This window comes from Pseudomonas koreensis (assembly GCF_024169245.1).
GTDB classification, from domain to species: domain Bacteria; phylum Pseudomonadota; class Gammaproteobacteria; order Pseudomonadales; family Pseudomonadaceae; genus Aquipseudomonas; species Aquipseudomonas koreensis_F.
Genome location: NZ_JALJWP010000001.1, coordinates 1709748 through 1733851 on the forward strand (window position 1 = coordinate 1709748; position 24104 = coordinate 1733851).

Annotated in this window: 23 protein-coding genes and 1 pseudogene; 8 read left to right on the forward strand and 16 right to left on the reverse strand. The window is 60.9% G+C overall.

The window, feature by feature from the left end; all coding sequences use genetic code 11:
- The first annotated feature begins 239 nt into the window (after window positions 1-239).
- The 5 genes from J2Y90_RS07855 to J2Y90_RS07875 all read left to right on the forward strand — a co-directional run bounded on the left by J2Y90_RS07855 (window position 240) and on the right by J2Y90_RS07875 (window position 7489).
- Window positions 240-2021: a glucan biosynthesis protein G gene (locus J2Y90_RS07855; RefSeq protein WP_161806073.1), complete on the forward strand. Its 1782-nt coding sequence runs from the start codon at window positions 240-242 to the stop codon at window positions 2019-2021.
- Window positions 2014-4584 (forward strand): glucans biosynthesis glucosyltransferase MdoH, encoded by a 2571-nt coding sequence (gene mdoH / locus J2Y90_RS07860; RefSeq protein ID WP_253498167.1) that lies wholly within the window; start codon window positions 2014-2016, stop codon window positions 4582-4584. Before J2Y90_RS07855 ends, mdoH begins: the two co-directional genes overlap by 8 nt.
- 266 nt (window positions 4585-4850) lie before the next feature.
- Window positions 4851-5648 (forward strand): transporter substrate-binding domain-containing protein, encoded by a 798-nt coding sequence (locus J2Y90_RS07865; RefSeq protein WP_253498171.1) that lies wholly within the window; start codon window positions 4851-4853, stop codon window positions 5646-5648.
- Window positions 5649-5802: 154 nt separating this feature from the next.
- Entirely contained in the window at window positions 5803-6762 is a 960-nt protein-coding gene (locus tag J2Y90_RS07870; protein ID WP_253498174.1) for an amino acid ABC transporter permease, read from the forward strand.
- The gene (locus tag J2Y90_RS07875; RefSeq protein WP_253498177.1) at window positions 6755-7489 is read left to right on the forward strand and encodes an amino acid ABC transporter ATP-binding protein; all 735 of its coding nucleotides are present in this window, start codon (window positions 6755-6757) and stop codon (window positions 7487-7489) included. The genes J2Y90_RS07870 and J2Y90_RS07875 overlap by 8 nt, the downstream gene beginning before the upstream one ends.
- Before the next feature lie 94 nt (window positions 7490-7583).
- Here J2Y90_RS07875 and J2Y90_RS26710 read toward each other — a convergent pair whose 3' ends face one another.
- The 11 genes and pseudogenes from J2Y90_RS26710 to ubiE all read right to left on the reverse strand — a co-directional run bounded on the left by J2Y90_RS26710 (window position 7584) and on the right by ubiE (window position 15844).
- Window positions 7584-8456, reverse strand: coding sequence for a methyl-accepting chemotaxis protein (locus J2Y90_RS26710; RefSeq protein ID WP_370695128.1), 873 nt, complete (start codon window positions 8454-8456; stop codon window positions 7584-7586).
- Window positions 8439-9500 (reverse strand): annotated as a pseudogene (locus J2Y90_RS26715) (methyl-accepting chemotaxis protein); the annotation flags it as partial. The pseudogene J2Y90_RS26715 and the gene J2Y90_RS26710, both read right to left, overlap by 18 nt.
- Window positions 9501-9734: 234 nt before the next feature.
- Window positions 9735-10442: a 16S rRNA (uracil(1498)-N(3))-methyltransferase gene (locus J2Y90_RS07885; RefSeq protein WP_253498184.1), complete on the reverse strand. Its 708-nt coding sequence runs from the start codon at window positions 10440-10442 to the stop codon at window positions 9735-9737.
- On the reverse strand, window positions 10439-11230 hold the full coding sequence (gene tatC / locus J2Y90_RS07890; RefSeq protein WP_016772075.1) for a twin-arginine translocase subunit TatC: 792 nt from the start codon (window positions 11228-11230) through the stop codon (window positions 10439-10441). The genes J2Y90_RS07885 and tatC overlap by 4 nt, the downstream gene beginning before the upstream one ends.
- Window positions 11227-11685 carry a Sec-independent protein translocase protein TatB gene (tatB, locus tag J2Y90_RS07895; protein ID WP_253498186.1) on the reverse strand — a complete coding sequence of 153 codons (459 nt, stop codon included), beginning with the start codon at window positions 11683-11685 and terminating at the stop codon, window positions 11227-11229. The genes tatC and tatB overlap by 4 nt, the downstream gene beginning before the upstream one ends.
- A gap of 10 nt (window positions 11686-11695) precedes the next feature.
- Entirely contained in the window at window positions 11696-11977 is a 282-nt protein-coding gene (locus J2Y90_RS07900; protein ID WP_039756649.1) for a twin-arginine translocase TatA/TatE family subunit, read from the reverse strand.
- Between the two features lie 25 nt (window positions 11978-12002).
- Window positions 12003-12335: a phosphoribosyl-ATP diphosphatase gene (locus J2Y90_RS07905; RefSeq protein ID WP_007909355.1), complete on the reverse strand. Its 333-nt coding sequence runs from the start codon at window positions 12333-12335 to the stop codon at window positions 12003-12005.
- Window positions 12328-12729, reverse strand: a complete 402-nt coding sequence (gene hisI / locus J2Y90_RS07910) for a phosphoribosyl-AMP cyclohydrolase (RefSeq protein ID WP_007899278.1) — start codon at window positions 12727-12729, stop codon at window positions 12328-12330. Before hisI ends, J2Y90_RS07905 begins: the two co-directional genes overlap by 8 nt.
- Before the next feature lie 120 nt (window positions 12730-12849).
- Complete coding sequence (gene ubiB / locus J2Y90_RS07915) at window positions 12850-14454, reverse strand: ubiquinone biosynthesis regulatory protein kinase UbiB (protein ID WP_253498189.1); 1605 nt, start codon at window positions 14452-14454, stop codon at window positions 12850-12852.
- A complete protein-coding gene (locus tag J2Y90_RS07920) occupies window positions 14451-15074 on the reverse strand; it encodes a ubiquinone biosynthesis accessory factor UbiJ (protein WP_253498192.1) in 624 nt (207 codons plus the stop codon). Before J2Y90_RS07920 ends, ubiB begins: the two co-directional genes overlap by 4 nt.
- Window positions 15074-15844, reverse strand: coding sequence for a bifunctional demethylmenaquinone methyltransferase/2-methoxy-6-polyprenyl-1,4-benzoquinol methylase UbiE (gene ubiE / locus J2Y90_RS07925; RefSeq protein WP_039756654.1), 771 nt, complete (start codon window positions 15842-15844; stop codon window positions 15074-15076). Before ubiE ends, J2Y90_RS07920 begins: the two co-directional genes overlap by 1 nt.
- A gap of 154 nt (window positions 15845-15998) precedes the next feature.
- On the opposite strand from ubiE, the gene J2Y90_RS07930 reads away from it, so the two are divergent.
- The 3 genes from J2Y90_RS07930 (at window position 15999) to J2Y90_RS07940 (ending at window position 17855) form a co-directional block, all read left to right on the forward strand.
- On the forward strand, window positions 15999-16274 hold the full coding sequence (locus J2Y90_RS07930; RefSeq protein ID WP_056787308.1) for a polyhydroxyalkanoic acid system family protein: 276 nt from the start codon (window positions 15999-16001) through the stop codon (window positions 16272-16274).
- Window positions 16275-16492: 218 nt separating this feature from the next.
- Window positions 16493-16915 carry a phasin family protein gene (locus tag J2Y90_RS07935; RefSeq protein ID WP_253498195.1) on the forward strand — a complete coding sequence of 141 codons (423 nt, stop codon included), beginning with the start codon at window positions 16493-16495 and terminating at the stop codon, window positions 16913-16915.
- 10 nt (window positions 16916-16925) lie between these two features.
- Window positions 16926-17855, forward strand: a complete 930-nt coding sequence (locus J2Y90_RS07940) for a phasin family protein (RefSeq protein ID WP_253498198.1) — start codon at window positions 16926-16928, stop codon at window positions 17853-17855.
- A gap of 381 nt (window positions 17856-18236) precedes the next feature.
- Here J2Y90_RS07940 and J2Y90_RS07945 read toward each other — a convergent pair whose 3' ends face one another.
- From J2Y90_RS07945 to J2Y90_RS07965, 5 genes are all read right to left on the reverse strand, one after another.
- Window positions 18237-18857 carry a TetR/AcrR family transcriptional regulator gene (locus J2Y90_RS07945; RefSeq protein ID WP_042608683.1) on the reverse strand — a complete coding sequence of 207 codons (621 nt, stop codon included), beginning with the start codon at window positions 18855-18857 and terminating at the stop codon, window positions 18237-18239.
- Window positions 18858-18887: 30 nt separating this feature from the next.
- Complete coding sequence (phaC, locus tag J2Y90_RS07950) at window positions 18888-20570, reverse strand: class II poly(R)-hydroxyalkanoic acid synthase (protein ID WP_253498201.1); 1683 nt, start codon at window positions 20568-20570, stop codon at window positions 18888-18890.
- A 140-nt stretch (window positions 20571-20710) separates the two neighbouring features.
- Entirely contained in the window at window positions 20711-21565 is an 855-nt protein-coding gene (phaZ, locus tag J2Y90_RS07955; protein ID WP_042608685.1) for a poly(3-hydroxyalkanoate) depolymerase, read from the reverse strand.
- Between the two features lie 142 nt (window positions 21566-21707).
- Window positions 21708-23387 carry a class II poly(R)-hydroxyalkanoic acid synthase gene (phaC, locus tag J2Y90_RS07960; RefSeq protein ID WP_253498204.1) on the reverse strand — a complete coding sequence of 560 codons (1680 nt, stop codon included), beginning with the start codon at window positions 23385-23387 and terminating at the stop codon, window positions 21708-21710.
- A 257-nt stretch (window positions 23388-23644) separates the two neighbouring features.
- Complete coding sequence (locus J2Y90_RS07965) at window positions 23645-24022, reverse strand: gamma-butyrobetaine hydroxylase-like domain-containing protein (RefSeq protein WP_253498207.1); 378 nt, start codon at window positions 24020-24022, stop codon at window positions 23645-23647.
- Window positions 24023-24104 lie beyond the last annotated feature (82 nt).

A 24104-nucleotide genomic window follows, 5' to 3' on the forward strand; every position in this document is an offset into this window, starting at 1 on the left:
GTTACCCCTGATGCGTTGTCATCCGGGCTACTAGATAATCGCGCGCTGCGGGGATCGACATTCGTTGATCCGTTTTGACTTAGGTAGAGACTTGTCTGGATCCGATTGGGGAATCATTTTGCCCCGGCGGAGTCGGAACAATGCTCGCCAACCTGGCATAAAGATAGCTGGCCGTTGGTTTATTGATCTGTTTTCGGCGAGGGTTGCTCGTGATTGTTAGTCCCTGTAATGCAGCAAAAATGTCTGCCAAACGCATGCGAAGTGCTCTGGTAGCGGGTTCGGCGCTCCTGTGCCTGCTCAGCGCCGGTCAGCTTTGGGCGTTCAATCTTGACGACGTATCGGCCAAGGCCAAAGAGCTGGCCGGGCAGAAGTTCGAAGCCCCGCGCAGCAACCTGCCGAACGAATTCCGCGAAATGAAGTTCGCGGACTACCAGAAGATCCGCTTCCTCACCGAAAAGGCTGAGTGGGCCGATCAGAAGACGCCGTTCAAGCTCTCCTTCTATCACCAGGGTATGCACTTCGATACGCCGGTGAAAATCAACGAAATCACCGCGAACACCGTCTCCGAGATCAAATACGATCCGAGCCGCTTCGATTTCGGCGACCTGAAATTCGATCCGAAAGCCACCGAACAACTGGGCTACGCCGGTTTCCGTGTGCTGTACCCGATCAACAAGGCCGACAAGCAAGACGAGATCATGACCATGCTCGGCGCGAGTTACTTCCGCGTCGTCGGCAAGGGCCACACCTATGGTCTGTCGGCCCGTGGTCTGGCGATCGATACCGCGCTGCCGTCGGGTGAAGAATTCCCGCGTTTCCGCGAGTTCTGGATCCAGCAGCCGAAGCCCGGCGACAAGCACCTGGTGATCTTCGCCCTGCTCGATTCGCCGCGCGCCACCGGTGCCTATCGGCTGATCCTGCGTCCGGGCAGCGACACCATCGTCGACGTCAAGGCGCAGATGTTCCTGCGTGACAAGGTCGGCAAACTGGGCATCGCGCCGCTGACCAGCATGTTCCTGTTCGGCGCCAACCAGCCGTCGAAAGTCCTCAACTACCGTCGTGAACTGCACGACTCCAGCGGTCTGTCGATCCATGCCGGCAACGGCGAGTGGATCTGGCGTCCGCTGAACAACCCTAAACATCTGGCCGTGAGCAACTTCAGCGTCGAGAACCCGCGTGGTTTCGGCCTGCTGCAGCGTGGCCGCGACTTCAGCCACTACGAAGACCTCGACGATCGATACGACAAGCGCCCAAGCGCCTGGATCGAGCCGAAGGGCGAGTGGGGCAAGGGCACCGTCGATCTGGTAGAGATTCCGACCGCTGACGAAACCAACGACAACATCGTTGCGTTCTGGAGCCCGGAAAAAATGCCTGAGCCGGGCCAGCCGCTGGACTTCGCCTATCGCATGCACTGGACCATGGACGAAGCAGCAATCCACGCGCCGGACAGCGCCTGGGTGGCGCAGACCCTGCGTTCGACCGGTGACGTCAAGCAATCGAACCTGATCCGTCAGCCGGATGGCAGCGTTGCCTATCTGGTCGACTTCGAAGGCCCGTCGCTGGCGGCCCTGACGCCGGACGCCGACGTGCGCAGTCAGGTCAGCGTCGGCGACAACGCCGAACTGGTCGAGAACAGCGTGCGCTACAACCCGGAAACCAAGGGCTGGCGCTTGACCCTGCGAATGAAGATCAAGGACGCCAGCAAGGCGACCGAGATGCGCGCCGCACTGGTTCAGCCGGTGGTCACCGCGGATCTGGCCAAATCGGTGCCGGCTTCCAACTCGTCGGTCGCCAAGGCTGACAAGGTTGCCGCCAAGCAACAGGAGAAACTCGACAAGGAAGCGAAGGCCGCCGAAGCCAAACAGGCTGAAGCCAAGCCGGCAGCCGATGCCAAGGACAAGGCCAACAAAGACGCCAAGCAGCCAGTCGCTGCCGACGCGGCCCCAGCCACACCGGAATCGGCGCCGACTGAAGAAGTCCTGACCGAGACCTGGAGCTATCAGTTGCCTGCCGATGAGTAACTCACACGTACAGCCAGAGACTCTGTCCGAGTATCTGGCGCATCTGCCGATGACCGACGAGCAACGCGCGGAACTCGCGGGTTGCCAGTCGTTCAGCGAGCTGCATGAACGCCTGTCGTCCTCGACATTCGACGCCCCTGCCGAAGCCGCCCAGGCTTCGGTGGGCAAGCGCCTGACCCTGAGCACTGCCGAAGAACTGGCCGAAGCGGAAATGCTGGTGCTCGACTCCAGCGGTCGGGTCAGCCTCAAGGCGACCCCGCCGATCCGCCGTACCAAGGTCGTGCCGGAGCCGTGGCGCACCAACATTCTGGTGCGTGGCTGGCGCCGTATGACCGGGCGCACCAACCCGCCGCAACCACCGAAGGACGCCAACGTCCTGCCGGCCGCGCGCTGGCGCACCGTCGGTTCGATCCGTCGCTACATCCTGTTGCTGCTGATGCTCGGCCAGACCATCGTCGCCGGCTGGTACATGAAGGGCATCATGCCTTACCAGGGCTGGTCGTTCGTCGATCTCGATGAAGTCCTGCATCAACCGCTGCTGCAAACCGCTACGCAAGTGCTGCCGTATGCGCTGCAAACCAGCATCCTGATTCTGTTCGGGATTCTGTTCTGCTGGGTGTCCGCCGGTTTCTGGACCGCGCTGATGGGCTTCCTCGAGTTGCTCACCGGTCACGATAAATACCGTATTTCCGGGAAAAGCGCCGGTAACGAGCCGATTCCGAAAGATGCGCGTACTGCGCTGGTGATGCCAATCTGCAACGAAGACGTGCCGCGTGTATTCGCCGGTCTGCGTGCGACGTTTGAATCGGTCGCCGCGACCGGTGATCTGGATCGCTTCGACTTTTTCGTCCTCAGCGACAGTAACGACACCGATATCTGCGTCGCCGAACAGCAGGCCTGGCTGGACGTCTGCCGCGAAGCCAAGGGCTTCGGCAAGATCTTCTATCGCCGCCGTCGCCGTCGTGTGAAGCGCAAGAGCGGCAACCTCGACGACTTCTGCCGTCGTTGGGGCGGTGACTACAAGTACATGGTCGTGCTCGACGCCGACTCGGTGATGAGCGGCGAATGCCTGACCAGTCTGGTGCGCCTGATGGAAGCCACGCCGGACGCCGGGATCATCCAGACCGCGCCGCGTGCGTCGGGCATGGACACCCTGTATGCGCGCATGCAGCAGTTCGCTACCCGTGTGTATGGCCCGCTGTTCACTGCCGGCCTGCACTTCTGGCAGTTGGGTGAATCCCACTATTGGGGTCACAACGCGATCATTCGCATGAAGCCGTTCATCGACCACTGCGCCCTGGCGCCGTTGCCGGGCAAGGGCGCGTTCTCCGGTGCGATCCTTTCCCACGACTTCGTTGAAGCTGCGCTAATGCGCCGTGCCGGTTGGGGCGTGTGGATTGCCTACGATCTGCCGGGCAGCTACGAAGAACTACCGCCGAACCTGCTCGATGAGCTCAAGCGTGACCGTCGCTGGTGCCACGGCAACCTGATGAACTTCCGCCTGTTCCTGGTCAAGGGCATGCACCCGGTACACCGTGCGGTGTTCCTGACCGGCGTGATGTCCTACCTGTCGGCGCCGTTGTGGTTCTTCTTCCTCGTGTTGTCGACTGCGCTGCTGGCGGTGAACACGTTGATGGAGCCGCAATACTTCCTCGAACCGCGCCAGCTCTATCCGCTGTGGCCTCAATGGCACCCGGACAAAGCCATTGCGCTGTTCTCGACGACCATCGTGCTGCTGTTCCTGCCGAAGCTGTTGAGCATCATCCTGATCTGGGCCAAGGGCGCGAAAGAGTTCGGCGGCAAGTTCAAGGTGACCTTGTCGATGCTGCTGGAGATGTTGTTCTCCATGCTGCTGGCGCCGGTGCGGATGATTTTCCACACCCGCTTCGTCCTCGCCGCGTTCCTCGGCTGGGCCGCGACCTGGAACTCGCCGCAGCGTGACGACGACTCGACGCCGTGGAGCGAAGCGGTCAAGCGCCATGGTCCGCAGACATTGCTGGGCTTCTTCTGGGCGCTGCTGGTGATCTGGCTGAACCCGAGCTTCTTGTGGTGGCTGGTGCCGATCGTCGGTTCGCTGATGCTGTCGATCCCGGTGTCGGTGATCTCCAGCCGCGTCGGTCTGGGCCTGAAGTCCCGTGACGAGAGCCTGTTCCTCATTCCTGAGGAATACAATCCGCCACAGGCGCTGCTGGCGACCGATCAGTACACCCACGAGAACCGTTATCACGCCCTCAACGACGGCTTCGTCCGCGCCGTGGTCGACCCGCAGCAGAACGCCCTGGCGTGCTCGCTGGCGACTTCGCGTCACGGTCACGCCGAGCCGATCGAGTGGCTACGTCAGGAGCGCGTGCGTCACGCGATCAAGGTCGGCCCGTCCGGGCTGAACAACCATGATCGCCTGCAACTGCTCAGCGACCCTGTTGCACTGGCACGCCTGCATGAGCAGGTCTGGGCCGAAGGTCTCGCCGAGTGGCTGGACGCCTGGCGCGCCTCGGTGAAAGCCGATCCGCATGCGCCGTTGCTGCCGTTGCGACCGGTGAGCCTGCAGGCTCAGCCGGCCTGATGAAATTGCCCCGCGAATGCGGGGCTTTTTTTTAAAGATCGCAGCCTTCGGCAGCTCCTACAGGGTGTACATCGATCCTGTGTAGGAGCTGCCGAAGGCTGCGATCTTTGCTTGTACGGCCTGACCCATCACAACAATTGCCGGCAAAAAGCCTTGTGCTAATGAACGAGTGCGTTAGCATCCGTCTCCGAATTGGCGCACCCGGGCTTTTTGCCTGTAACTGTTGGTTTTCGCGCCGCACACGCAATGGTTTTGGGGACTTGAAGATGAAGAAGTATCTGTCGATGCTGCTGGTCGGCGTCACGGCACTGGTTGCAGTCAATGCGGCGCAGGCCGGCGCTATCGATGAAGCGGTAAAGCGCGGCTCGCTGAAAGTCGGCATGGACCCGACCTACATGCCGTTCGAGATGACCAACAAACGTGGCGAAATCATCGGTTTCGAAGTCGATATCCTCAAGGCCATGACCAAGGCCATGGGCGTCAAGCTCGAGCTGGTCTCGACCGGTTACGACGGCATCATCCCGGCGCTGATGACCGACAAGTTCGACATGATCGGCAGCGGTATGACCCTCACCCAGGAGCGCAATCTGCGCCTGAACTTCAGCGATCCGTTCATCGTCGTCGGCCAGACCCTGCTGATCCGCAAGGAGCTGGAAGGCACCATCAAGTCCTACAAAGACCTGAACACGGCTGACTACCGCATCACCTCCAAGCTCGGCACCACCGGCGAAATGGTCGCCAGGAAGCTGATCTCCAAAGCCAAGTACCACGGCTACGACAACGAGCAGGAAGCCGTGCTCGACGTGGTCAATGGCAAGGCTGACGCCTTTATCTACGACGCGCCGTACAACGTCGTTGCGCTGAACAAGGTCGGCGCCGGCAAACTGGTGTTTCTCGACAAGCCGTTCACCTACGAGCCGCTGGCCTTCGGTCTGAAGAAGGGCGATTACGATAGCCTTAACTTCATCAACAACTTCCTGCACCAGATCCACGAAGACGGCACCTACGATCGCATCCATGACAAGTGGTTCAAGAGCACCGAGTGGCTCAAGGACATGGAATAAGCCCGGTCTGCCAGACCGAGTCGCCCCATTCGCGAGCAAGCTCGCTCCCACAGTGATTCAGGTGAACACACATTTTGTGTCAGACGCTGGACCTGTGGGAGCGAGCTTGCTCGCGAAAAGACCCTGAAGGGCAACACAAATCCCGGAACCTGCAATGAAACAGAAAAAAGCCCAATGGCCCTGGCACGTCCTCACCGTGCTGGTGCTGGTCGGCTTGGCGGGCGCGTTGTATTACGCCACGTCGCTGATGTCCTACGAATGGCGCTGGAATCGCGTGCCGCAGTACTTCGCCTACCAGGCAGAAGAAACCCAGCGCGCCGCGGATATTTCCACCGTCACCGAACTGGTGCGCAAGGGCAGCAGTGCCGAGGTCACGCTGCGCAACGATGCCGGTGACGAGCAGCGCCTGACCGTCGACGAAAACAGCCTGCAATTCGCTCAGGGCGACGATGTTGCTGAAGGCGATGTCGTCGGCGTGACCCGGCATTGGGCGGCAGGACCGCTGTTGTGGGGACTGTGGACGACGTTGTGGCTGTCGCTGGTGTCTGGCGTGCTCGGCTTGCTGATTGGTCTGGTCACCGGCCTGTGCCGGCTGTCGAGCAACCCGACTCTCCGCGACCTGTCGACGATTTACGTCGAACTGGTCCGTGGCACACCGCTGCTGGTGCAGATCTTCATTTTCTATTTCTTCATCGGCACGGTGATGAACCTGTCCCGCGAGTTCGCCGGGATCGCCGCGCTGTCGTTGTTCACTGGCGCCTACGTGGCGGAGATCATCCGTTCCGGCGTGCAATCGATCGCCCGTGGTCAGAACGAGGCGGCGCGCTCGCTCGGTCTGAGCGCCGGCCAGTCGATGCGCCACGTGGTCCTGCCGCAGGCGTTCAAGCGGGTGCTGCCGCCGCTGGCCGGGCAGTTCATCAGTCTGGTCAAGGACACGTCGCTGGTGTCGGTGATCGCCATCACCGAGCTGCTGAAAAGCGGTCGGGAAGTCATCACCACCTCATTTTCGCCTTTCGAAATCCTGTTCTGCGTTGCCGGCCTGTACCTGTTGATCAACCTGCCGCTGTCGAAGATCGCCAGCCGGCTTGAGCGGAGGCTCGCGCAAAGTGATTGAAGTTCGCGATCTGGTAAAAGTCTTCGACACCCGTGGGCAGGTTGTGCGCGCGGTGGATAACGTCAGCACGACGGTGGCCAAGGGCGAAGTGCTGGTGGTGATCGGCCCGTCGGGTTCCGGCAAGTCGACCTTCCTGCGTTGCCTCAATGGTCTGGAGGAATTTGATTCCGGTTCGGTGAGCATCGATGGCCTGCAACTGGCCGACGCGAAAACCGACGTCAACGCCTACCGCCGCGAAGTCGGCATGGTTTTCCAGCATTTCAACCTGTTCCCGCACATGACCGTGCTGGAAAACCTCTGTCTGGCGCAGAAAGTCGTGCGCAAGCGCGGCAAGAAAGAACGCGAAGCCAAGGCCATGGCGTTGCTGGAAAAGGTCGGCATTGCACAGAAGGCTCACGAATTTCCGTCACGCCTGTCCGGCGGTCAGCAACAGCGCGTGGCGATTGCCCGGGCGTTGGCGATGGAGCCGAAGGTGATGTTGTTCGATGAGCCGACCTCGGCGCTCGATCCGGAAATGGTCGGCGAAGTGCTCGACGTGATGAAGAACCTGGCCGTGGAAGGCATGACCATGGTCTGCGTGACCCATGAAATGGGTTTCGCTCGGGAAGTAGCGGATCGGGTGTTGTTCTTCGATCACGGCAAGTTGCTTGAAGATGCAGCGCCGGCGCAGTTCTTCGATGCACCGAAGGATCCGCGGGCTCAGGCCTTTCTAAGACAGGTTCTTTAACGGCAAAAAAGATCGCAGCCTTCGGCAGCTCCTACAAGGTTTTGTGTACACCTGTAGGAGCTGCCGAAGGCTGCGATCTTTTGTTTTTGGGCTGTTAAACCTTGAATCGACCCACCAGCATCTGCAGATGCGTGCCCAACCGCGCCAGTTCAACGCTGGATGCGGCGGTCTCTTCACTCGCCGCCGAGGTCTGATCCGACACATCGCGCACATTCAGCACGCTGCGGTTGATCTCTTCGGCCACGGCGCTCTGCTGCTCGGCGGCTGCGGCGATCTGCTGGTTCATCGCCTGGATCGCCGAGACGGTGCGGGTGATGCTTTCCAGTGAGCCACCGGCGCGACGGGTCAGTTCGACGCTGCTGTCGGTGAGGCTGCGGCTGTTGTCCATGATCGTCGCCACTTGCTGAGTGCCGTTTTGCAGGCCGACGATCAGCTCTTCGATCTCTTCTGTGGACTTCTGCGTGCGCTGGGCGAGGCTGCGCACTTCATCGGCAACCACGGCGAAACCACGCCCGGCTTCACCGGCACGGGCGGCCTCGATGGCGGCATTGAGCGCCAGCAGGTTGGTTTGCTGGGCGACCGACTTGATCACGTCGAGGACGCTGCCGATCTTGTCGCTTTCGCGCTTGAGCTCGCCCATGGCTTCGGTGGAATGCCCGACCTCGATCGCCAGACGCTCGATCTGGGCGATGGCTTCGCCGACGACCTTGTCGCCCTCACGGGCCTGTTGGTCGGCAGCGACAGCGGCTTCCGAAGCTTCTTCAGCGTTGCGCGCGACTTCCTGCACGGTGGCGGCCATTTCGTTCATGGCGGTGGCGACCTGATCGGTCTCGACCTTCTGATTGTTGACCCCGGCGCTGGTCTGCTCGGTCACGGCCGAAAGTTCTTCGGCGGCGCTGGCGATCTGCGTGACGCCGTCGCTGATGCCGCCGATCAATTCGCGCAGGCCCTGGGTCATGCTTTGCATCGAGCGCTGCAATTGGCCAAGTTCGTCGCGACGCAGGGAAACCAGGTTGTGGGTCAGGTCGCCGGCTGCCACGCGCTCGGCCACTTTCAGGGTCTGGGTCAGCGGAATGATGATTTGCCGAGTGATGATCCACGCTGCCAGCAAACCGAACACCAGCGCCAGCACGGTGGCGATCAGCAGCATGTTCTTGGCGTGGGCAGCGTCAGTGTCGCGCACCACGGTTTGCGATTCGGTGAGTTTCTTGCTGACTGACATCAGGATCTCGCCCTGAGCCGCCATGTTCGCCAGTGCGGCGGTGTTCTTCACCTGCGAGTCACGAAATTGTGCGACGGCGGCGCGGTAGGCCTTGAGCGAGTCGGTGGCCTGCTGCAGGTTGGCGATGTGCTGCTCCGGCACGCGAGTCGGCAGGCTTTCGAGGTTTTTCAGCGCGTTGTCGATGGCGGTCAGCGCCGGTTGCTCGGCGTCGGCCTTGCCGCTGTAGGTGTAGCCGCGCACCTGATAGCGTGCCTGCTGGAGCAATTTGCTCAGCTCGATCACCGCGTTGTATTGCGCGACGCTGTCGCCCTGCAGCAGTGCACTTTCGACTTCGCCAACCCTGGCCACAGCATTGTCGGCGTTGGCGCCCAGCTTGCTGCGCGCATCTTCACGCTGCACGGTGGCCTGGGTCATTTCGCCGAAAGCGCGTTTGTATTCGGCAACGGCAGCCAATTGCTGGTCGACCATCGCCACATCGGACGGCTGCTCGATCATGCCGCGTGCCGATTGCAGACCGCTTTCGAGCTTGTTGAGGAATTCGTTGACCGCGCCCGGGCCCTGTTCGCCACGGCGCATGTCATAGTCCATGCGCGCCAGGCGCAGGTCTTTGGTCAGCTCATTGAGGCTTGAGATGAAGCCGAGCTTGTCGCCGCGGCTGATGATGCCGCTCATGCCGGTCCAGCCGGTGAAAGTGATCAACAGCGTCAGTAACAGCACCAGGCCGAAACCGATGCCCAGCTTGCGTTTGACGCTGACGTTTCCAAGACTCTCGGCTAACCAACGGTACATGCGACCACTCCCTTCGGACCACTAAAATTGGACTTATAGGGGCTGTATCGGCTGGGTGATGGCAATCTGTAACGCCACTTGTCCGCCCGTAGGAGCTGGTAGGAGCTTGTAGGAGCTTGTAGGAGCTGACGAGTGCAACGAGGCTGCGATCTCTTGATCTTGTTTTTTAGAGGCAAGGTCAAAAGATCGCAGCCTCGTTGCACTCGGCAGCTCCTACAGGGACCGGTGCAACATTCAGAACAGGCGCGCGAGCAGGGCGGTGACGGCGGTTTCGACGCGCAGAATGCGCTCACCCAATTGCACCGGTTGCAGGCCGGATTTGGCCAGTAGATCGATTTCATAGGGAATCCAGCCACCCTCGGGGCCGATGGCCAACGTCACCGGTTCGCTGAGGGCGCGGGGGCACGGTGGGAAGTTGCCGGGATGGCCGACCAGGCCGAGGGTGCCCTCGGTGACCGCCGGCAGTCGATCCTCGACGAAAGGCTTGAAACGCTTCTCGATGATGATCTCCGGCAGCACCGTATCGCGAGCCTGTTCGAGCCCCAGGATCAACTGCTCACGAATCGCTTCCGGATCCAGAAATGGCGTTTGCCAGAAGCTTTTCTCCACGCGGTAACTGTTGACCAGAATCACCTTGGCCACGCCCATGGTCGCGACGGTCTGGAACACGCGGCGGAGCATTTTCGGCCGGGGCAGGGCCAGTACCAGGGTCAGCGGCAGTTTGGCCGGCGGTGGCTGATCGAGGCTGACACGCAGTTCCGCTTCGCATGCCTCCAGGCGCAGCAACTCGGCCGAACCCATCAGCCCGTTGATGCGCCCGACACGCAGGCTGTCGCCGACTTCCGAGCGATGGACTTCCTGCATATGGGTCAGGCGGCGATCGCGCAGGACCACGCGGTCGGCCGCAATGAAGTCGGCCTCTTCGAGCAGCAGCAGGTTCATGCCTGGGTCGCTGGCGGCTGGTCGTTGTGGTCGTCGGCCGGCGTTTCGTCCGGGCGTTCGCGCTTGCTGACCAGCGCGCCGAAGAGGATGCCGATCTCGAACAGCATCCACATCGGCACGGCCAGCAGGGTCTGCGAGAAGATGTCCGGCGGCGTCAGGATCATGCCCACCACGAAGCAGCCGATGATCACGTACGGGCGGATCTTCTTCAGGTATTTGACGTCGACCACGCCGATCCACACCAGCAGCACCACGGCCACCGGAATCTCGAACGCCACGCCGAAGGCGAAGAACAGCGTCATCACAAAATCGAGGTAGCTGGCGATGTCGGTCATCATTTCCACGCCGGCCGGGGTGGCGGCGGCGAAGAACTTGAAGATCAGCGGAAAGACGAAGTAATAGGCGAACGCCATGCCGATGTAGAACAGCAGGATGCTGGAGATCAGCAGCGGTACCGCGACGCGTTTTTCATGCTTGTACAGACCCGGCGCGATAAAGCCCCAGATCTGGTGCAGGATCACCGGAATCGCAAGAAACAGCGAAACCATCATCGTCAGCTTCAGCGGCGTCAGGAATGGCGACGACACGTCGGTGGCGATCATCGTCGCGCCGACCGGCAGGTACTGGCGCAGCGGCGTCGAGACGAAGGTATAGATCTGCTGGGTAAAGGCGAACAGCCCGGCAAAAATGATGAAGATCGCCGCCACGCAACGCAGCAGGCGGGTGCGCAACTCGGTGAGATGCGAAACCAGCGGCATGTGCTGGTCGTTTTCCGGAAGATCGCTCATGGGGCTCGCGGCGGCAAAGTGGTGTCGTGAGGCGCAGGTGTAGTCGGCGCGGCGGTGGGAGCTACGTGTTCAACCGATGTGTCTGCGGCAACCGGCGCCGGTGCTGGCGGTGTTACAACCGGTGCAGGTGCAGGTGCAGGTGCAGTCGGAGCGGCAGCGCTGTGAATCGTCTGCTCGCCTACATGCTCGACCGGCGTCGGCTCCTGCTGGTTCGGATTGAAAATCTTCCGCGCCTCCTGCTCCAGCGACAGAATATGTTCGTTGTGCAGTTGCCGACGGATCTCGTCGGCGCCGATTTCACGTTCAACTTCCTGCTTGATCGCGTTGAAGCTGCGCTTCAGGCGGCCGACCCACAGACCGGCGGTGCGCGCAGCGCCCGGCAGACGCTCGGGGCCGAGCACCAGCAGGGCAACGAGGCCGACGAGCAGCAGTTCAGAGAAGCTGATACCAAACATTAGTCAGTGCTCACACGTCTTTGCGGATCGGCTCTTCGACTTTCTGCGCCTGCACGTCGATGGTGTGCGGCGGGTTGGCCTGAGCGGTGGTTTGCGGCTGCACCGGTGGCACGGGCTGCGCTGGCGGGGTCACGTTCGGCTCGGTCGGTTTTTCGTCGTCATTCATGGCTTTGCGAAAGCCCTTGATCGATTCGCCAACGTCGGTGCCGAGGTTTTTCAGTTTCTTGGTACCGAACACCAGCACCACGACAATCAGAATGACGACCCAGTGTTTCCAGTCAAAAATGCCCATGTGGCGATTCCTCTCTAAAAATTGTTCAGGCGGACGGACGCGAGGCTTTCTCGACGTGTCCGGACAGGCCGAAGCGACGGTCCAGTTCATCCAGCACGGCCTGCGGATGCTGCCCCAGTTGGGCGAGCATGACCATGCTGTGGAACCACAGGTCGGCGGTCTCGTAGATCACATCACTGCAGTCGCCGCTGATGGCGGCATCCTTGGCGGCAATAATGGTTTCGACCGACTCTTCGCCGACTTTCTCCAGAATCTTGTTCAGCCCCTTGTGATACAGGCTGGCGACATACGAACTGTCGGCGGCTGCGCCTTTGCGCTCTTCGAGCACTTCAGCCAGACGGGTCAGGGTGTCACTCATGTGTGTGTCCTGCGGAGTAGATGGCATGCGGGTCTTTCAGAACCGGGTCGACCGTTTTCCAGTCGCCGTTTTCGAAGACCCGGTAAAAGCAGCTCTGACGGCCGGTGTGGCAGGCGATGTCGCCGATCTGTTCAACCATCAGGATGATCACGTCGGCGTCACAGTCCAGACGCATTTCATGCAGGGTCTGCACATGGCCGGACTCCTCGCCCTTGCGCCACAGCTTGCCACGGGAACGTGACCAGTAGATTGCACGATTCTCCGCGGCGGTCAGTTCCAGCGCTTCGCGGTTCATCCAGGCCATCATCAATACGCGCCCGGTCTTGTGATCCTGGGCAATCGCCGGCACCAGGCCGTCGGCGTCCCACTTGATCTCGTCCAGCCAGTTTTTCATCTTCGATTCCTGAAAAGCAGCTTCGAGTTTCAAGCTTCAAGCTGCAAGTAAAAGCAGGTTGCGGTGTGTCTGTGTCGCCATGCATGCAGCTCGCAGCTTATAACTTGCAGCTCGATCGTGCTATCGGCGAACGACCAGATACAAACCGACCGCCAGCATGATTCCGGCGGGCCAGTGTGCCCAATCGGTCAGCGGGCCACCGGCGGCGAGGGTCGCGCCGCCGGCCAGATGCGCGCAGCCGAGCAGGCGCAGGAACCAGTCGTCCTTGCGTTTGTGCCACGGCGGCGGTGGATCTTTGGCGTGAGGTTGCGACATGCGTTCGAGCAGATCGCGGGCCATGTTCGACAGGTGCGGAATCTGCTCCAGCTGGCTCTGCACGTTGCCCAGCAAGGCTTTCGGGCTGACGCGTTCGCGCATCCAGCGCTCGAGAAACGGCTGCGCGGTGTTCCACAGATCCAGATCCGGATACAGCTGACGACCAAGGCCTTCGATGTTCAGCAGGGTCTTCTGCAACAGCACCAGCTGCGGCTGCACTTCCATGTTGAAGCGGCGCGCAGTCTGGAACAGGCGCATCAGCACCTGGCCAAATGAAATATCTTTTAACGGTTTTTCGAAGATCGGTTCGCAGACGGTACGGATCGCTGCTTCGAATTCGTTGAGTTTGGTTTCCGCCGGCACCCAGCCCGAATCGATGTGCAACTGCGCGACACGGCGGTAGTCACGCTTGAAGAAGGCGAACAGGTTGCGCGCCAGATAATCCTGGTCTTCCGGCGTCAGGCTGCCGACGATGCCGCAGTCGATCGCAATGTACTGCGGGCTCCACGGATTGACGGTGCTGACGAAGATGTTGCCCGGGTGCATGTCGGCGTGGAAAAAGCTGTCGCGGAACACTTGGGTGAAGAAGATCTCCACACCGCGCTCGGCGAGCATTTTCATGTCGGTGCGCTGGTCGGCGAGGGTCGCCAGGTCAGTGACCTGTATCCCGTAGATGCGCTCCATTACCAGCACTTTCGGCCGGCACCAGTCCCAATAGACTTGCGGCACGTACAGCAGCTGCGAGCCTTCGAAGTTGCGGCGCAACTGGCTGGCGTTGGCCGCCTCGCGCAACAGGTCGAGTTCGTCGTAAATGGTTTTTTCGTAATCCTGCACCACGTCGACCGGGTGCAGCAGGCGCGCGTCAGCGGAGAATTTCTCGGCAGCGCGGGCGAGGATGAACAGCCACGCCAGATCCTGCGCGATCACCGGTTTCAGGCCGGGGCGAATGACCTTGACCACCACTTCTTCGCCGCTTTTGAGCTGCGCCGCATGCACCTGCGCCACCGAGGCCGAGGCCAGCGGCTCAACGTCGAAGCGACTGAACACTTCGCTGATTTTCTTGCCCAGCTGTTCTTCGATCAGCTTGATTGACAGTTGCGAATCGAACGGCGGCACGCGGTCCTGCAACAGCATCAGCTCATCGGCGATGTCTTCCGGCAACAGGTCGCGGCGGGTCGAAAGAATCTGCCCGAACTTGATGAAAATCGGCCCCAGATCCTGCAATGCCAGACGCAAGCGCGCGCCTCGATTGAGCTCCAGCGGCTTGCGCGGCAGCCAGCGCCACGGCAGCAGAAAGCGTACTGCCAGGAGAAACCAGGGCAGCGGCAGATCGAACAGCAGGTCATCGAGGCGGTAGCGGATCACGACGCGCTGGATGCGCAACAGACGGCGGACGGCAAGCAGCTTCATGCGTTATCGCTTGGGTCGAGGGATCGGGAAAGGCGCTCGAAACGCGCCTCGAGTCGTTCCAGATCAAGTTTGATCCGGTCCAGTTCGCTGAACCGCGCTTCGGCTTCGCGCTGCCCGACAAGGGTGCGTGATTCTTCGGCGAGGTATTCGGCAAGATTCTGGTTGAGGCTGGCAAATCCTTGTTGATACCAGCGCGCGCGGCTGCGCAGATGACCACCGAGCAACTGCGTGGCGACCGGGCCGAGCCAGCGCGAGAGTTCGTACTCCCAGTCCAGCTCGAGGTCTTGCAGCACGCCGGCCAGCTCCAGCAACACGCCGCTGTCGCCATCGAGCTCGACTTCGGGTGCGTGCAGCACGGCGGTCTTGTCTTTGCTCAGAGCCAGTTTCACCAGGCTCGAGGCCGGTGCGCGCAGCGTGCAGTCGACATCCGCGGCCCACTGTGAAGCCAGCATCAGGCCTTCGTCGCTGGGCAGAATGAATAGTTGTATGGCCGGACTGCGGCAATCGACGGCAATCACCTTGCCGGTCAGATGCGCCAGGCGCGGCATCGCCGTGCTGTCGAGACGCAGCACCCGGTTGAGGCCGAGTTCGACGCTGGCGAGCAGCCCGGTGAGCAACATCAGGGTTTGATGCCGCGGTGCAGGGCGACGATGCCTGCGGTCATGTTGTGATAGGTCACGCGGTCGAAACCGGCCTCGACCATCATCGACTTCAGGGTTTCCTGATTCGGGTGCATGCGGATCGATTCGGCCAGATAGCGATAGCTTTCCGAGTCATTGGTGATCAGCTTGCCCATCAGCGGCATGAAAGCGAACGAGTAGGCGTCGTAGGCTTTGGACATCAGCGCGTTGGTCGGCTTGGAGAATTCCAGCACCAGCAGGCGTCCGCCGGGCTTGAGCACACGCAGCATCGAACGCAACGCGTCCTCTTTGTGCGTCACGTTGCGCAGGCCGAAGGCGATGGTCACGCAGTCGAAGTGGTTGTCCGGGAATGGCAGTTTTTCCGCGTCGGCCTGGACGAATTCGACGTTGCCGGCAACGCCCAGATCGAGCAGGCGATCACGGCCGACCTTGAGCATCGATTCGTTGATGTCTGCCAGCACGACCTGGCCGGTCGGGCCGACGAGGTGCGAGAACTTGCGGGTCAGGTCGCCGGTGCCGCCGGCAATGTCGAGCACGCGGTTGCCGCTGCGCACGCCGGAAAGCTCGATCGCGAAACGCTTCCACAGGCGGTGCATGCCGCCCGACAGAAGGTCGTTCATCAGGTCGTATTTCGCGGCTACGGAATGGAAAACCTCAGCGACTTTTTCCGCTTTCTGGCTTTCCGGAACGTTTTTGAAGCCGAAGTGAGTGGTGGGTTCGGCATCGCTGCCTTTGCGCTGATCAGTCATATCGCTGTCACCAAAAGAGAATGCGCGACATTCTAATCCCCAAGCCATGCTTTGTCTTGGAATGGCTAAAGGTAAGATGGGCAACCTTAGGGACGATTTGCCGCAGATGCGGTCAAGATTCTACGTCAGCCATTCAATCATCAGGAGTCACTCCATGGCCAAAATCAGTGTTGAGCGCGCCCACACCCTGGGCAAGGAAGCTGCCCGCGAGAAGGCCGACAAGCTGGCCAAAAAACTCAATGAACAATACGGCCTGGAGCCACAGTGGTCAGGCGACACCCTGAACCTCAAGCGCTCGGGCGTGAAAGGTGAAGTGCACGTGGCAGACGATTCGATCAGGGTCGACGTCGAGCTGGGCCTGATGATGTCGGCCATGAGCGGCATGATCAAAGCCGAGATCGAAAAAGCCCTCGACAAAGCCTTGGCCTGAAACACGATCCCCTGTAGGAGTGAGCCTGCTCGCGAAAGCGGTCTTTGAGTCAAATTATCAATGACGGACAGACCGCTTTCGCGAGCAGGCTCGCTCCCACATTTGTTTAGAGTTGCTCCCGCTGGTTAGGGTGCCCTTTCTAATTTTTCTGCCTACTTTGTGCCTGAGCCCGACACTCGTCCGGCAGTTCCTCAAACCTTCTGCGCGTGAGGTGCACCATGGCCAAAGTCATTTTGAAGAAAAAAATCGACGCTCCGACTTCCACTCTGAGCGACGTCAAATCCTATGCCCGCAAGATCTGGCTGGCAGGCCTGGGCGCCTACACCAAGGTCGGCCAGGAGGGCAGCGAGTACTTTCAAGAGCTCGTCGCCGCTGGTCAAACTGTTGAAAAGAAAGGCAAAAAAGCTGTCAGCGAAAAACTCCTCGCGGCCAACGCCGAGATCGATGACGCGGCCACTCAGGTCAGCTCGTTCAAGGGCCGCGTTGAGGTTCAGCTGGACAAGGTCGAGAAGGCCTTCGACAACCGTGTGGGCAGCGCCTTGAATCGGATCGGCATTCCGTCTAAACATGACGTTGAGGCACTCTCTGCTAAGCTCGATGAGCTGACGGCATTGCTCGAACGCGTCGCGCGAAAATCTTAAGGAGAACGGGATGGCTGGCAAAAAGAACACCGATAAAGAAGGCAGCTCGTGGATCGGGAAAGTCGAAGACTACTCCCGCAAAATCTGGCTGGCTGGTTTAGGCGTGTACTCGAAGATCGACACTGACGGCAGCAAACTCTTCGATGCATTGGTCAAAGACGGCGAGAAAGCCGAGAAGCTCACCAAGACAGCGGTCGGCAAGAAAGTCGAGGACTCGACCTCTTCGGCCAAGTCGCGCATCAGCGGCGTGAAAGACCGCGCACTGGGCAAGTGGGACGAGCTCGAAGGCGCGTTCGACAAGCGTCTGAACAGCGCGATTTCGCGCCTGGGTGTACCGAGCCGCAACGAGGTCAAGGCGCTCAACGCCAAGGTCGATACGCTGACCAGGCAGATCGAAAAACTCACCGGTCTGAAGGCTCAGCCCGTAGCGGCGAAAACCGCGGCGGCGAAACCGGCTACCAAAACTGCGGCGGCCAAACCTGCGACGAAAACCGCAGCCAAGCCACTGACCAAAGCGGCGGCAAAACCTGCTGCGAAAGCTGCGGCCAAGCCGGCCGCGAAAACCGCAGCCGCCAAGCCTGCGACCAAAGCGGCCGCCAAACCGGTTGCCGCGAAGGCCGCTGCCAAACCGGCAACCAAAGCGGCAACCAAAGCGGCAGCAAAACCGGCCGCTAAAACTGCAGCGAAACCAGCGGCCAAGCCAGCAGCGAAAACCGCTGCCGCCAAACCCGCTGCGAAGGCTGCGGCCAAGCCGGCTGCGGCGAAAAAGCCTGCAGTGAAAAAACCGGCCGCGCCGAAAGCCGCTGCGCCGAAACCGGCCGCCGCGGCATCGACGGCTCCAACAGCTCCGGCCAACGCAGCGAACTCCGCTGCGGCACCCACGGCAGCAGCTACCCCGACTGCAGCATCGACTCCGTCGACGCCCTCCAGTCAGTCCTGATTTCAGGGCAAATCAAAAACGCCCGGCCTGTGAAGGTCGGGCGTTTTTGTTCGTGCATTGCAGGCGGCCCCTCACCCCAGCCCTCTCCCCTGGGAGAGGGAGCCGACCGAGGTGTCTTGCGTCATGCACCGACGTGAGAAATCGAGTCGATTATGGATTCGAGAAAGCTCGCTCAGGTCGGCGTAGCTCTCGAACATCCCGCAATCAGTCCCCTCTCCCTCCGGGAGAGGGTTAGGGTGAGGGGCTTTTGGATTCAGCCGTAATCTTCGGGTATTTGATTATGGATTCCACGAAGCTCGCTTAGGTCGGCGTAGCCCTCGAACATCCCCCAATCAGTCCCCTCTCCCTCTGGGAGAGGGTTAGGGTGAGGGGCTTTTCAGGTCAGTCGTGATCCTCAAGGTATTGCAAGGCCATCCGCTCTGTCGCCACCTTCACCGGCGGCAGCAAATGCGGCGCCACCAGCATCATGATCTGATAAACCACCAACCGAACCTCGCCCTCACGATCGAGGATCCGCTGGTAATCGAGCGAGAACAGCAACGTCATGGTCACCTGCTCCACCAGTTGCCCCAGCGCCTGGGTATCGCTGACCAGTTGCCCGGCAGCCTTCAACCGCGCCAGCAGCGACGCCAGCGTCCGCTTCAGCGCATTGAGCAGATTGCGAATGCCCTTGGCCAGTTTTGGCAGGCGTCCGGCGAGGTTCGACAGGTCCTGGAACAGGAACCGGTATTGCGCCAGCCGCTCGACGATCAAGTGCAGAAACAGCCAGTAATCCTCCGGCGCCAGTTCCACCTCCGGTGGCGGGTCGAGCAGGGGTGCGAGTTCATGCTGGAAGCGTTCGAACAGGCCGAGAATCAGCGGTTCCTTGCCGTGGAAGTGGTAGTAGAGATTGCCGGGGCTGATCCCCATTTCGTTGGCCACCTCCATGGTGGAAACGTTCGGCTCGCCCTTTTCGTTGAACAGTTGCAGCGCACATTCGAGAATCCGGTCGCGGGTTTTCATCCAGTCTTCTTAGAAAATTTCGGTTGAGCGTCAGCGCACATGCACATAGGTGCCCGGTGCCGCTTCCATCGGTGGATAGTTCGGGTTGCCCAGGGTGGTGCGGGTTTCGTGCAGGGCGCCGGAACGCTGCGCGACCCAGTCGATCCACTGTGGCCACCAGCTGCCGTCGACGTGTTTGGCATCGTAGTACCAGGCGCGCGGGTCGCTGCTCAGTCTGGCGTTCTCGACGTAGGCAGCTTTCGGGTTGCTCGGCGGGTTGAGGATGCTTTGCACGTGGCCGCTGTTGGACAGCACGAAACGTCGCTCGCCACCGAGCAGCAGGGTCGAGCGATACACCGCGTCCCACGGCGTGATGTGGTCGTTCATGCCGGCGACGCTGAAGCTGTCGACGTTGACCTTCTGCAGATCGATCGGCGTGCCGCACACCTCGAGACCGCCAGCGTGGGTCAGCGGGTTGTGCTTGAAGAAGTCCAGCAGATCACCGTGCAGCGCCGCAGGCAGGCGCGTGTTGTCATTGTTCCAGTAGAGGATGTCGAAAGCTGGCGGCTCTTTGCCCAGCAGGTAGTTGTTGACGAAGTAGCTCCAGATCAGATCGTTGGGGCGCATCCAGGCGAAGACCCTGGCCATGTCGCGACCGTCGAGCACGCCCCTCTGATACGAGCGACGCTTAGCCGCTTCCAGTGTTTGCTCGTCGGCGAACAGCGTGGCCGGGGTGTCGATCTGGCTGTCGAGCAGGCTGACCAGATACGTCGCACTGGCGACCCGGCGCAATTGCCGTTTGGCCTGCAGATGGCCTTGCAGGGCAGCGATGGTCAGGCCACCGGCGCAGGCGCCCATCAGGTTCACTTCGCGCGCGCCGGTGATCGCCCGGCAGATGTTCATCGCTTCTTCGACCGCTTCGACATAACTCGACAGGCCCCACTCGCGATGGCGCACATCGGGGTTGCGCCAGCTGATCATGAAAGTCTGCAGGCTGTTTTTCAGGGCGTACTGGACGAAGCTGTTCTGCGGGCTCAGGTCGAAGATGTAGTACTTGTTGATTTGCGGCGGCACCACCAGCAGCGGCTTGGCGTACTGCTTTTCGCTCATCGATTTGTACTGGATCAACTCGAACATTTCATTGCGAAAGACCACCGATCCGCTGGTGGTCGCCACGGTTTTGCCGACCTCGAACGCCTGCCTGGTCACTTGCCGTGGCAGGCCGTCGTTGTGCAAAAGATCATCGAACAGATGGCTCAGGCCACGCACCAGACTCTGCCCGCCGGAATTGAACAGCTCCTTGACCGCCAGCGGGTTGAGCAGGGTGTTGGACGGCGCCACGGCGTCATTGAGCAGGGTGAAAGCGAAGTGCGCGCGGGCGCGATCTTCAGGGCTCATGTCGCCTTCATCGATCCAGCTCTTGACCTGTTTCTGCCAGGCCAGATACGCCTGCAGGCTGCGCCGGTAAAACGGGTTGAGGCTCCACGCCGGATCGGCGAAGCGGCTGTCCTGCGGGTTGGTCGGATGCATGGTTTCGCCGAGCAGAACGCGGCCCAACTGTCCGCCGAATTTCAGTGCGTGCTTCGCGCTGTGCAGGGGATTGCGCAAGCCGTGGGCGGCGACGCTGCGCAGTGTCGACAGCAGATCCCTGCCACGCAGACCGGCGATCGCACTTTGGGCGTTGATAAACACGGCGGGGCTGGGCACCACGCCCGTCGCTGGTTTTTCGCGCATGACTCAACACTCCTTCGTCTTCAGGGCAAAAACACACTCACCGAACCAGAACACCATAGACGCTGTTGCCGGTTGCTGCCTGCGCGGCGTCCTGCCGCACGCTCGATTTTAAAAGTGTTGCATAAAGCCTGCCGCCGCCATCAGCCGCCCAGCGGCGTCGGATGCGGGTGCATGACCGCGCGCAGACGCTCTTCCTCGAGAAACTTCATGATGATCGGCGCCACCGCCTCGGCGCGGGTGATCAGAAACAGATGACCGTCATCGATGATGTGCAGCTGCGCATTGGGAATGCGCCAGGCAAGCATGCGCATGTTGATCAGCGGGATCAGCGGATCGTCATCGCCGGCCAGCACCAGCGTCGGCTGATGGATCTTGTGCAGCCAGTGAATGCTGGTCCAGCCGAGGCCGGCGAACAGCTGCCAGTAGTAACCGAGCTTGCCCGCCGAGCGCACTTTCGCCGCATGGCTGGCAGCCAGCGTCGGGTCGCGGCGGAACGAGCCGCCGTAGATCATCGGCGCGATGCGAATCACATGGGACGGCTGAATGTAGCGGCGCGGGCTGGCCATCATCCACAGCACTTTCGGTTTGCCCGGCACCATCACCGCACCGGCCGCGGTGGCCGCCAGCACCAGTTTCTTGCAGCGCTCGGGATAGTCGTAGGCAAACTGCTGCGCCAGAGCGCCGCCCCACGACACGCCGATCACATTGACCTGGCCGTAGTCGAGATAATCGAGCATCCGCGCCGTCAGTCTGGCCAGGCCGGGGAAACGATACGGCCGGTTCGGCGTCGAAGAGCCGCCGACCCCGGGCACGTCGAAGGCGATCACTTCCAGATCCGGGTCCAGCGCCGCGACAAACGGAAACACCAGCTCCAGGTTGGCGCCGATGCCGTTGAAAATCAGCAGAGGCGTCAAATGAGGCTTGCCGGGACGCACCGCCGTGCGAAGGGTCTGGCCATCCAGATCGACGGTGCGGAATATGAACGGTTGCGGCATGCGTGAGGCCCTGTAGATTTCAAGTCCACCCCGTCCCCTGTAGGAGCTGCCGAAGGCTGCGATCTTCTGATCTTGCCTTCCAAGCAACATCAAGAGATCGCAGCCTTCGGCAGCTCCTACAGTAGGATTCTGGTGGTGTCAGTTACCGTTCGTGAACATAAGTGCCCGGCGAAGCCTCGCCCGCCGGGTACGCCTTGTTGCCCAGTTTCGTCGGGGCCTTTTTCAGGTTGCCCGAGCGCTCGGCCAGCCATGCCTGCCAGTACAGCCACCAGGAATCGGTGTGCTTGGTCGAGTTTTCCTGCCAGTCATCAGCAGTCGCGGCCATTTCTTCGCCGGTCATGTAGCGTGATTTCGGATTGCCCGGCGGGTTGAGGATGCTCTGGATATGGCCGCTGCTCGACAGCACGAATTCAACTTTTCCGCCGAACAGCTGCGCCGACTTGTAGCAGGACTTCCATGGGGTGATGTGGTCGTTGGTCCCGGCCAGCGAGAAAATGTCGGCGGTCACCTGCTTGAGGTCGATCGGCGTGCCGCACACTTCCAGTGCATTGGGGCGGATCAGTGGGTTGTTTTTGAACATCTCGATCAGGTCGCCGTGGAATGCGGCGGGCAAGCGCGTGGTGTCGTTGTTCCAGAACAGGATGTCGAACACTGGCGGCTCATTGCCGAGCAGGTAGTTGTTGACCCAGTAGTTCCAGATCAGGTCGTTGGGACGCATCCAGGCGAAGACCTTGGCCATGTCTTTGCCCTCGAGCACGCCGGCCTGGTAGGAGTGGCGCTTGGCGGTCTCCAGGGTCTGCTCATCGACAAACAGGGCGACGTCGCTGTCCAGGGTGGTGTCGAGCACGCTGACCAGCAGGGTGAGGGCGTTGACCTTGTTCTGGCCAAGCGCGGCGTAGTGGCCGAGCAGGGCGGTGCAGGTGATGCCGCCGGAGCAGGCACCGAGCATGTTGACGTCTTTGCTGCCGGTGATCGCGGTGACCACGTCGACGGCTTCTTTCAGCGCTTCGATGTAGGTCGACAGACCCCATTCGCGCTGGGCCTTGGTCGGGTTGCGCCAACTGACGATGAAGGTCGGCACGTTGTTGCGCAGGCAGAAGCGCGCCAGGCTCTTGTCCGGGCTCAAATCGAAGACGTAGAACTTGTTGATCTGCGGCGGCACTACCAGCAGCGGACGCTCGTGGACCTGTTCGGTGATCGGCCGGTACTGGATCAGCTCCAGCACGTCATTGCGAAACACCACGGCGCCTTCGGTGACACCGAGGCTCTTGCCGACCTCGAACGCGCCCATGTTGACCTGGCTCGGCATGCCGCCGTTGTGCACCAGATCCTTGGCCAGATGCGAGAGGCCATCGAGCAGGCTCTTGCCGCCGGTTTCGAAGAAGCGTTTCACCGCTGCCGGGTTGGCCGCCGTGTTGGTCGGCGCCATGGCTTCGGTCATCAGGTTGATGACGAAGTGGCCGCGAGCGATGTCTTTCGGCGACAGGCTGCTGTCGTCGATCCAGGCATGCAGTTCCTTGCGCCAGGCCAGGTAGGTTTGCAGATAGCGCTTGTACAGCGGGTTCTGGCTCCACGCCGGGTCGGCAAAACGGCGGTCATCACCGGCCGGTTGCAGCGCGGATTTACCCAGCAGCACGTTCTTCAGCTCGAGGCCGAAATGGGTCACGTGCCTGACACTGTGAATCGGTTGTCTGATGGCCTGTTTCAGCACCATCCGAGCAGAGGCCAGCAGATCCTTTCCGCGCAGCCCGACGACGGGGTTAAGCCCCAGGGTGTTTTCCGAGGCTTGGTACTTCAGGTCATCGTTATTCTTGTCACTCATCTACGACGCTCCATTGTCCTGAGACGAGTACCCGGTCTTGCGCTGTCGCTTCCACAGCCAATGCCGGGTACTACTGCTCGGGTGACCGTTGATTCTGCATGGCTGCTTTACAGTCGTAGAGCACTGCAGGGAACTTGCCAGCTCCATTGGTTACCCGAGTTTAATTTTTTTCGCAAGCGGCCCATCCTGGGCTGCGTGAGCGGAGCATTCAAACAGATGAAGTTAGAAAATGCCCTCTAAAGAGCAAGAGCCACGGGCTAGAGCATCAGCTTGACGAACGACTCGTCCGGATCGCGGGATTTTCCGGCGGTGCGCAGCTCGGCAAGATAATCGTCCCAGAGTTCGTTCTGGCGTTTGCCGAGTTCGTAGAGGTATTCCCAGGTGAACAGGCCACTGTCGTGACCGTCGTCGAAGGTCAGTTTCAGTGCATAGTTTCCGGCGGGCTCGAGCTTGCTCAGGCCAACGTTGAGCTTGCCGAATTGCAGGATCGGTTTGCCGTGGCCCTGGACCTCGGCGGAGGGCGAGTGCACGCGCAGAAACTCGGCGGGCAGGGTGAATTCCTCGCCGGACGCATAAGTGAGCGTCAGGGTTTTCGAGGCTTTGTGCAGTTTGATGTCGGTGGGGATTCGATTCATGGGCTGGCGTCCGATGTGTGGGCGACCCTGATTCAAATGTGGGAGCGAGCCTGCTCGCGAAAGCGGTGGGTCAGACGGCATT

Coding starts and splice junctions, on each gene's coding strand:
- J2Y90_RS07855 (WP_161806073.1), top strand. CDS start 240: ATGTCTGCCAAACGCATGCGAAGTGCTCTGGTAGCGGGTTCGGCGCTC.
- mdoH (WP_253498167.1), top strand. CDS start 2,014: ATGAGTAACTCACACGTACAGCCAGAGACTCTGTCCGAGTATCTGGCG.
- J2Y90_RS07865 (WP_253498171.1), top strand. CDS start 4,851: ATGAAGAAGTATCTGTCGATGCTGCTGGTCGGCGTCACGGCACTGGTT.
- J2Y90_RS07870 (WP_253498174.1), top strand. CDS start 5,803: ATGAAACAGAAAAAAGCCCAATGGCCCTGGCACGTCCTCACCGTGCTG.
- J2Y90_RS26710 (WP_370695128.1), bottom strand. CDS start 8,456: ATGCAAAGCATGACCCAGGGCCTGCGCGAATTGATCGGCGGCATCAGC.
- J2Y90_RS07885 (WP_253498184.1), bottom strand. CDS start 10,442: ATGAACCTGCTGCTGCTCGAAGAGGCCGACTTCATTGCGGCCGACCGC.
- tatC (WP_016772075.1), bottom strand. CDS start 11,230: ATGAGCGATCTTCCGGAAAACGACCAGCACATGCCGCTGGTTTCGCAT.
- tatB (WP_253498186.1), bottom strand. CDS start 11,685: ATGTTTGGTATCAGCTTCTCTGAACTGCTGCTCGTCGGCCTCGTTGCC.
- J2Y90_RS07900 (WP_039756649.1), bottom strand. CDS start 11,977: ATGGGCATTTTTGACTGGAAACACTGGGTCGTCATTCTGATTGTCGTG.
- J2Y90_RS07905 (WP_007909355.1), bottom strand. CDS start 12,335: ATGAGTGACACCCTGACCCGTCTGGCTGAAGTGCTCGAAGAGCGCAAA.
- hisI (WP_007899278.1), bottom strand. CDS start 12,729: ATGAAAAACTGGCTGGACGAGATCAAGTGGGACGCCGACGGCCTGGTG.
- ubiB (WP_253498189.1), bottom strand. CDS start 14,454: ATGAAGCTGCTTGCCGTCCGCCGTCTGTTGCGCATCCAGCGCGTCGTG.
- J2Y90_RS07920 (WP_253498192.1), bottom strand. CDS start 15,074: ATGTTGCTCACCGGGCTGCTCGCCAGCGTCGAACTCGGCCTCAACCGG.
- ubiE (WP_039756654.1), bottom strand. CDS start 15,844: ATGACTGATCAGCGCAAAGGCAGCGATGCCGAACCCACCACTCACTTC.
- J2Y90_RS07930 (WP_056787308.1), top strand. CDS start 15,999: ATGGCCAAAATCAGTGTTGAGCGCGCCCACACCCTGGGCAAGGAAGCT.
- J2Y90_RS07935 (WP_253498195.1), top strand. CDS start 16,493: ATGGCCAAAGTCATTTTGAAGAAAAAAATCGACGCTCCGACTTCCACT.
- J2Y90_RS07940 (WP_253498198.1), top strand. CDS start 16,926: ATGGCTGGCAAAAAGAACACCGATAAAGAAGGCAGCTCGTGGATCGGG.
- J2Y90_RS07945 (WP_042608683.1), bottom strand. CDS start 18,857: ATGAAAACCCGCGACCGGATTCTCGAATGTGCGCTGCAACTGTTCAAC.
- phaC (WP_253498201.1), bottom strand. CDS start 20,570: ATGCGCGAAAAACCAGCGACGGGCGTGGTGCCCAGCCCCGCCGTGTTT.
- phaZ (WP_042608685.1), bottom strand. CDS start 21,565: ATGCCGCAACCGTTCATATTCCGCACCGTCGATCTGGATGGCCAGACC.
- phaC (WP_253498204.1), bottom strand. CDS start 23,387: ATGAGTGACAAGAATAACGATGACCTGAAGTACCAAGCCTCGGAAAAC.
- J2Y90_RS07965 (WP_253498207.1), bottom strand. CDS start 24,022: ATGAATCGAATCCCCACCGACATCAAACTGCACAAAGCCTCGAAAACC.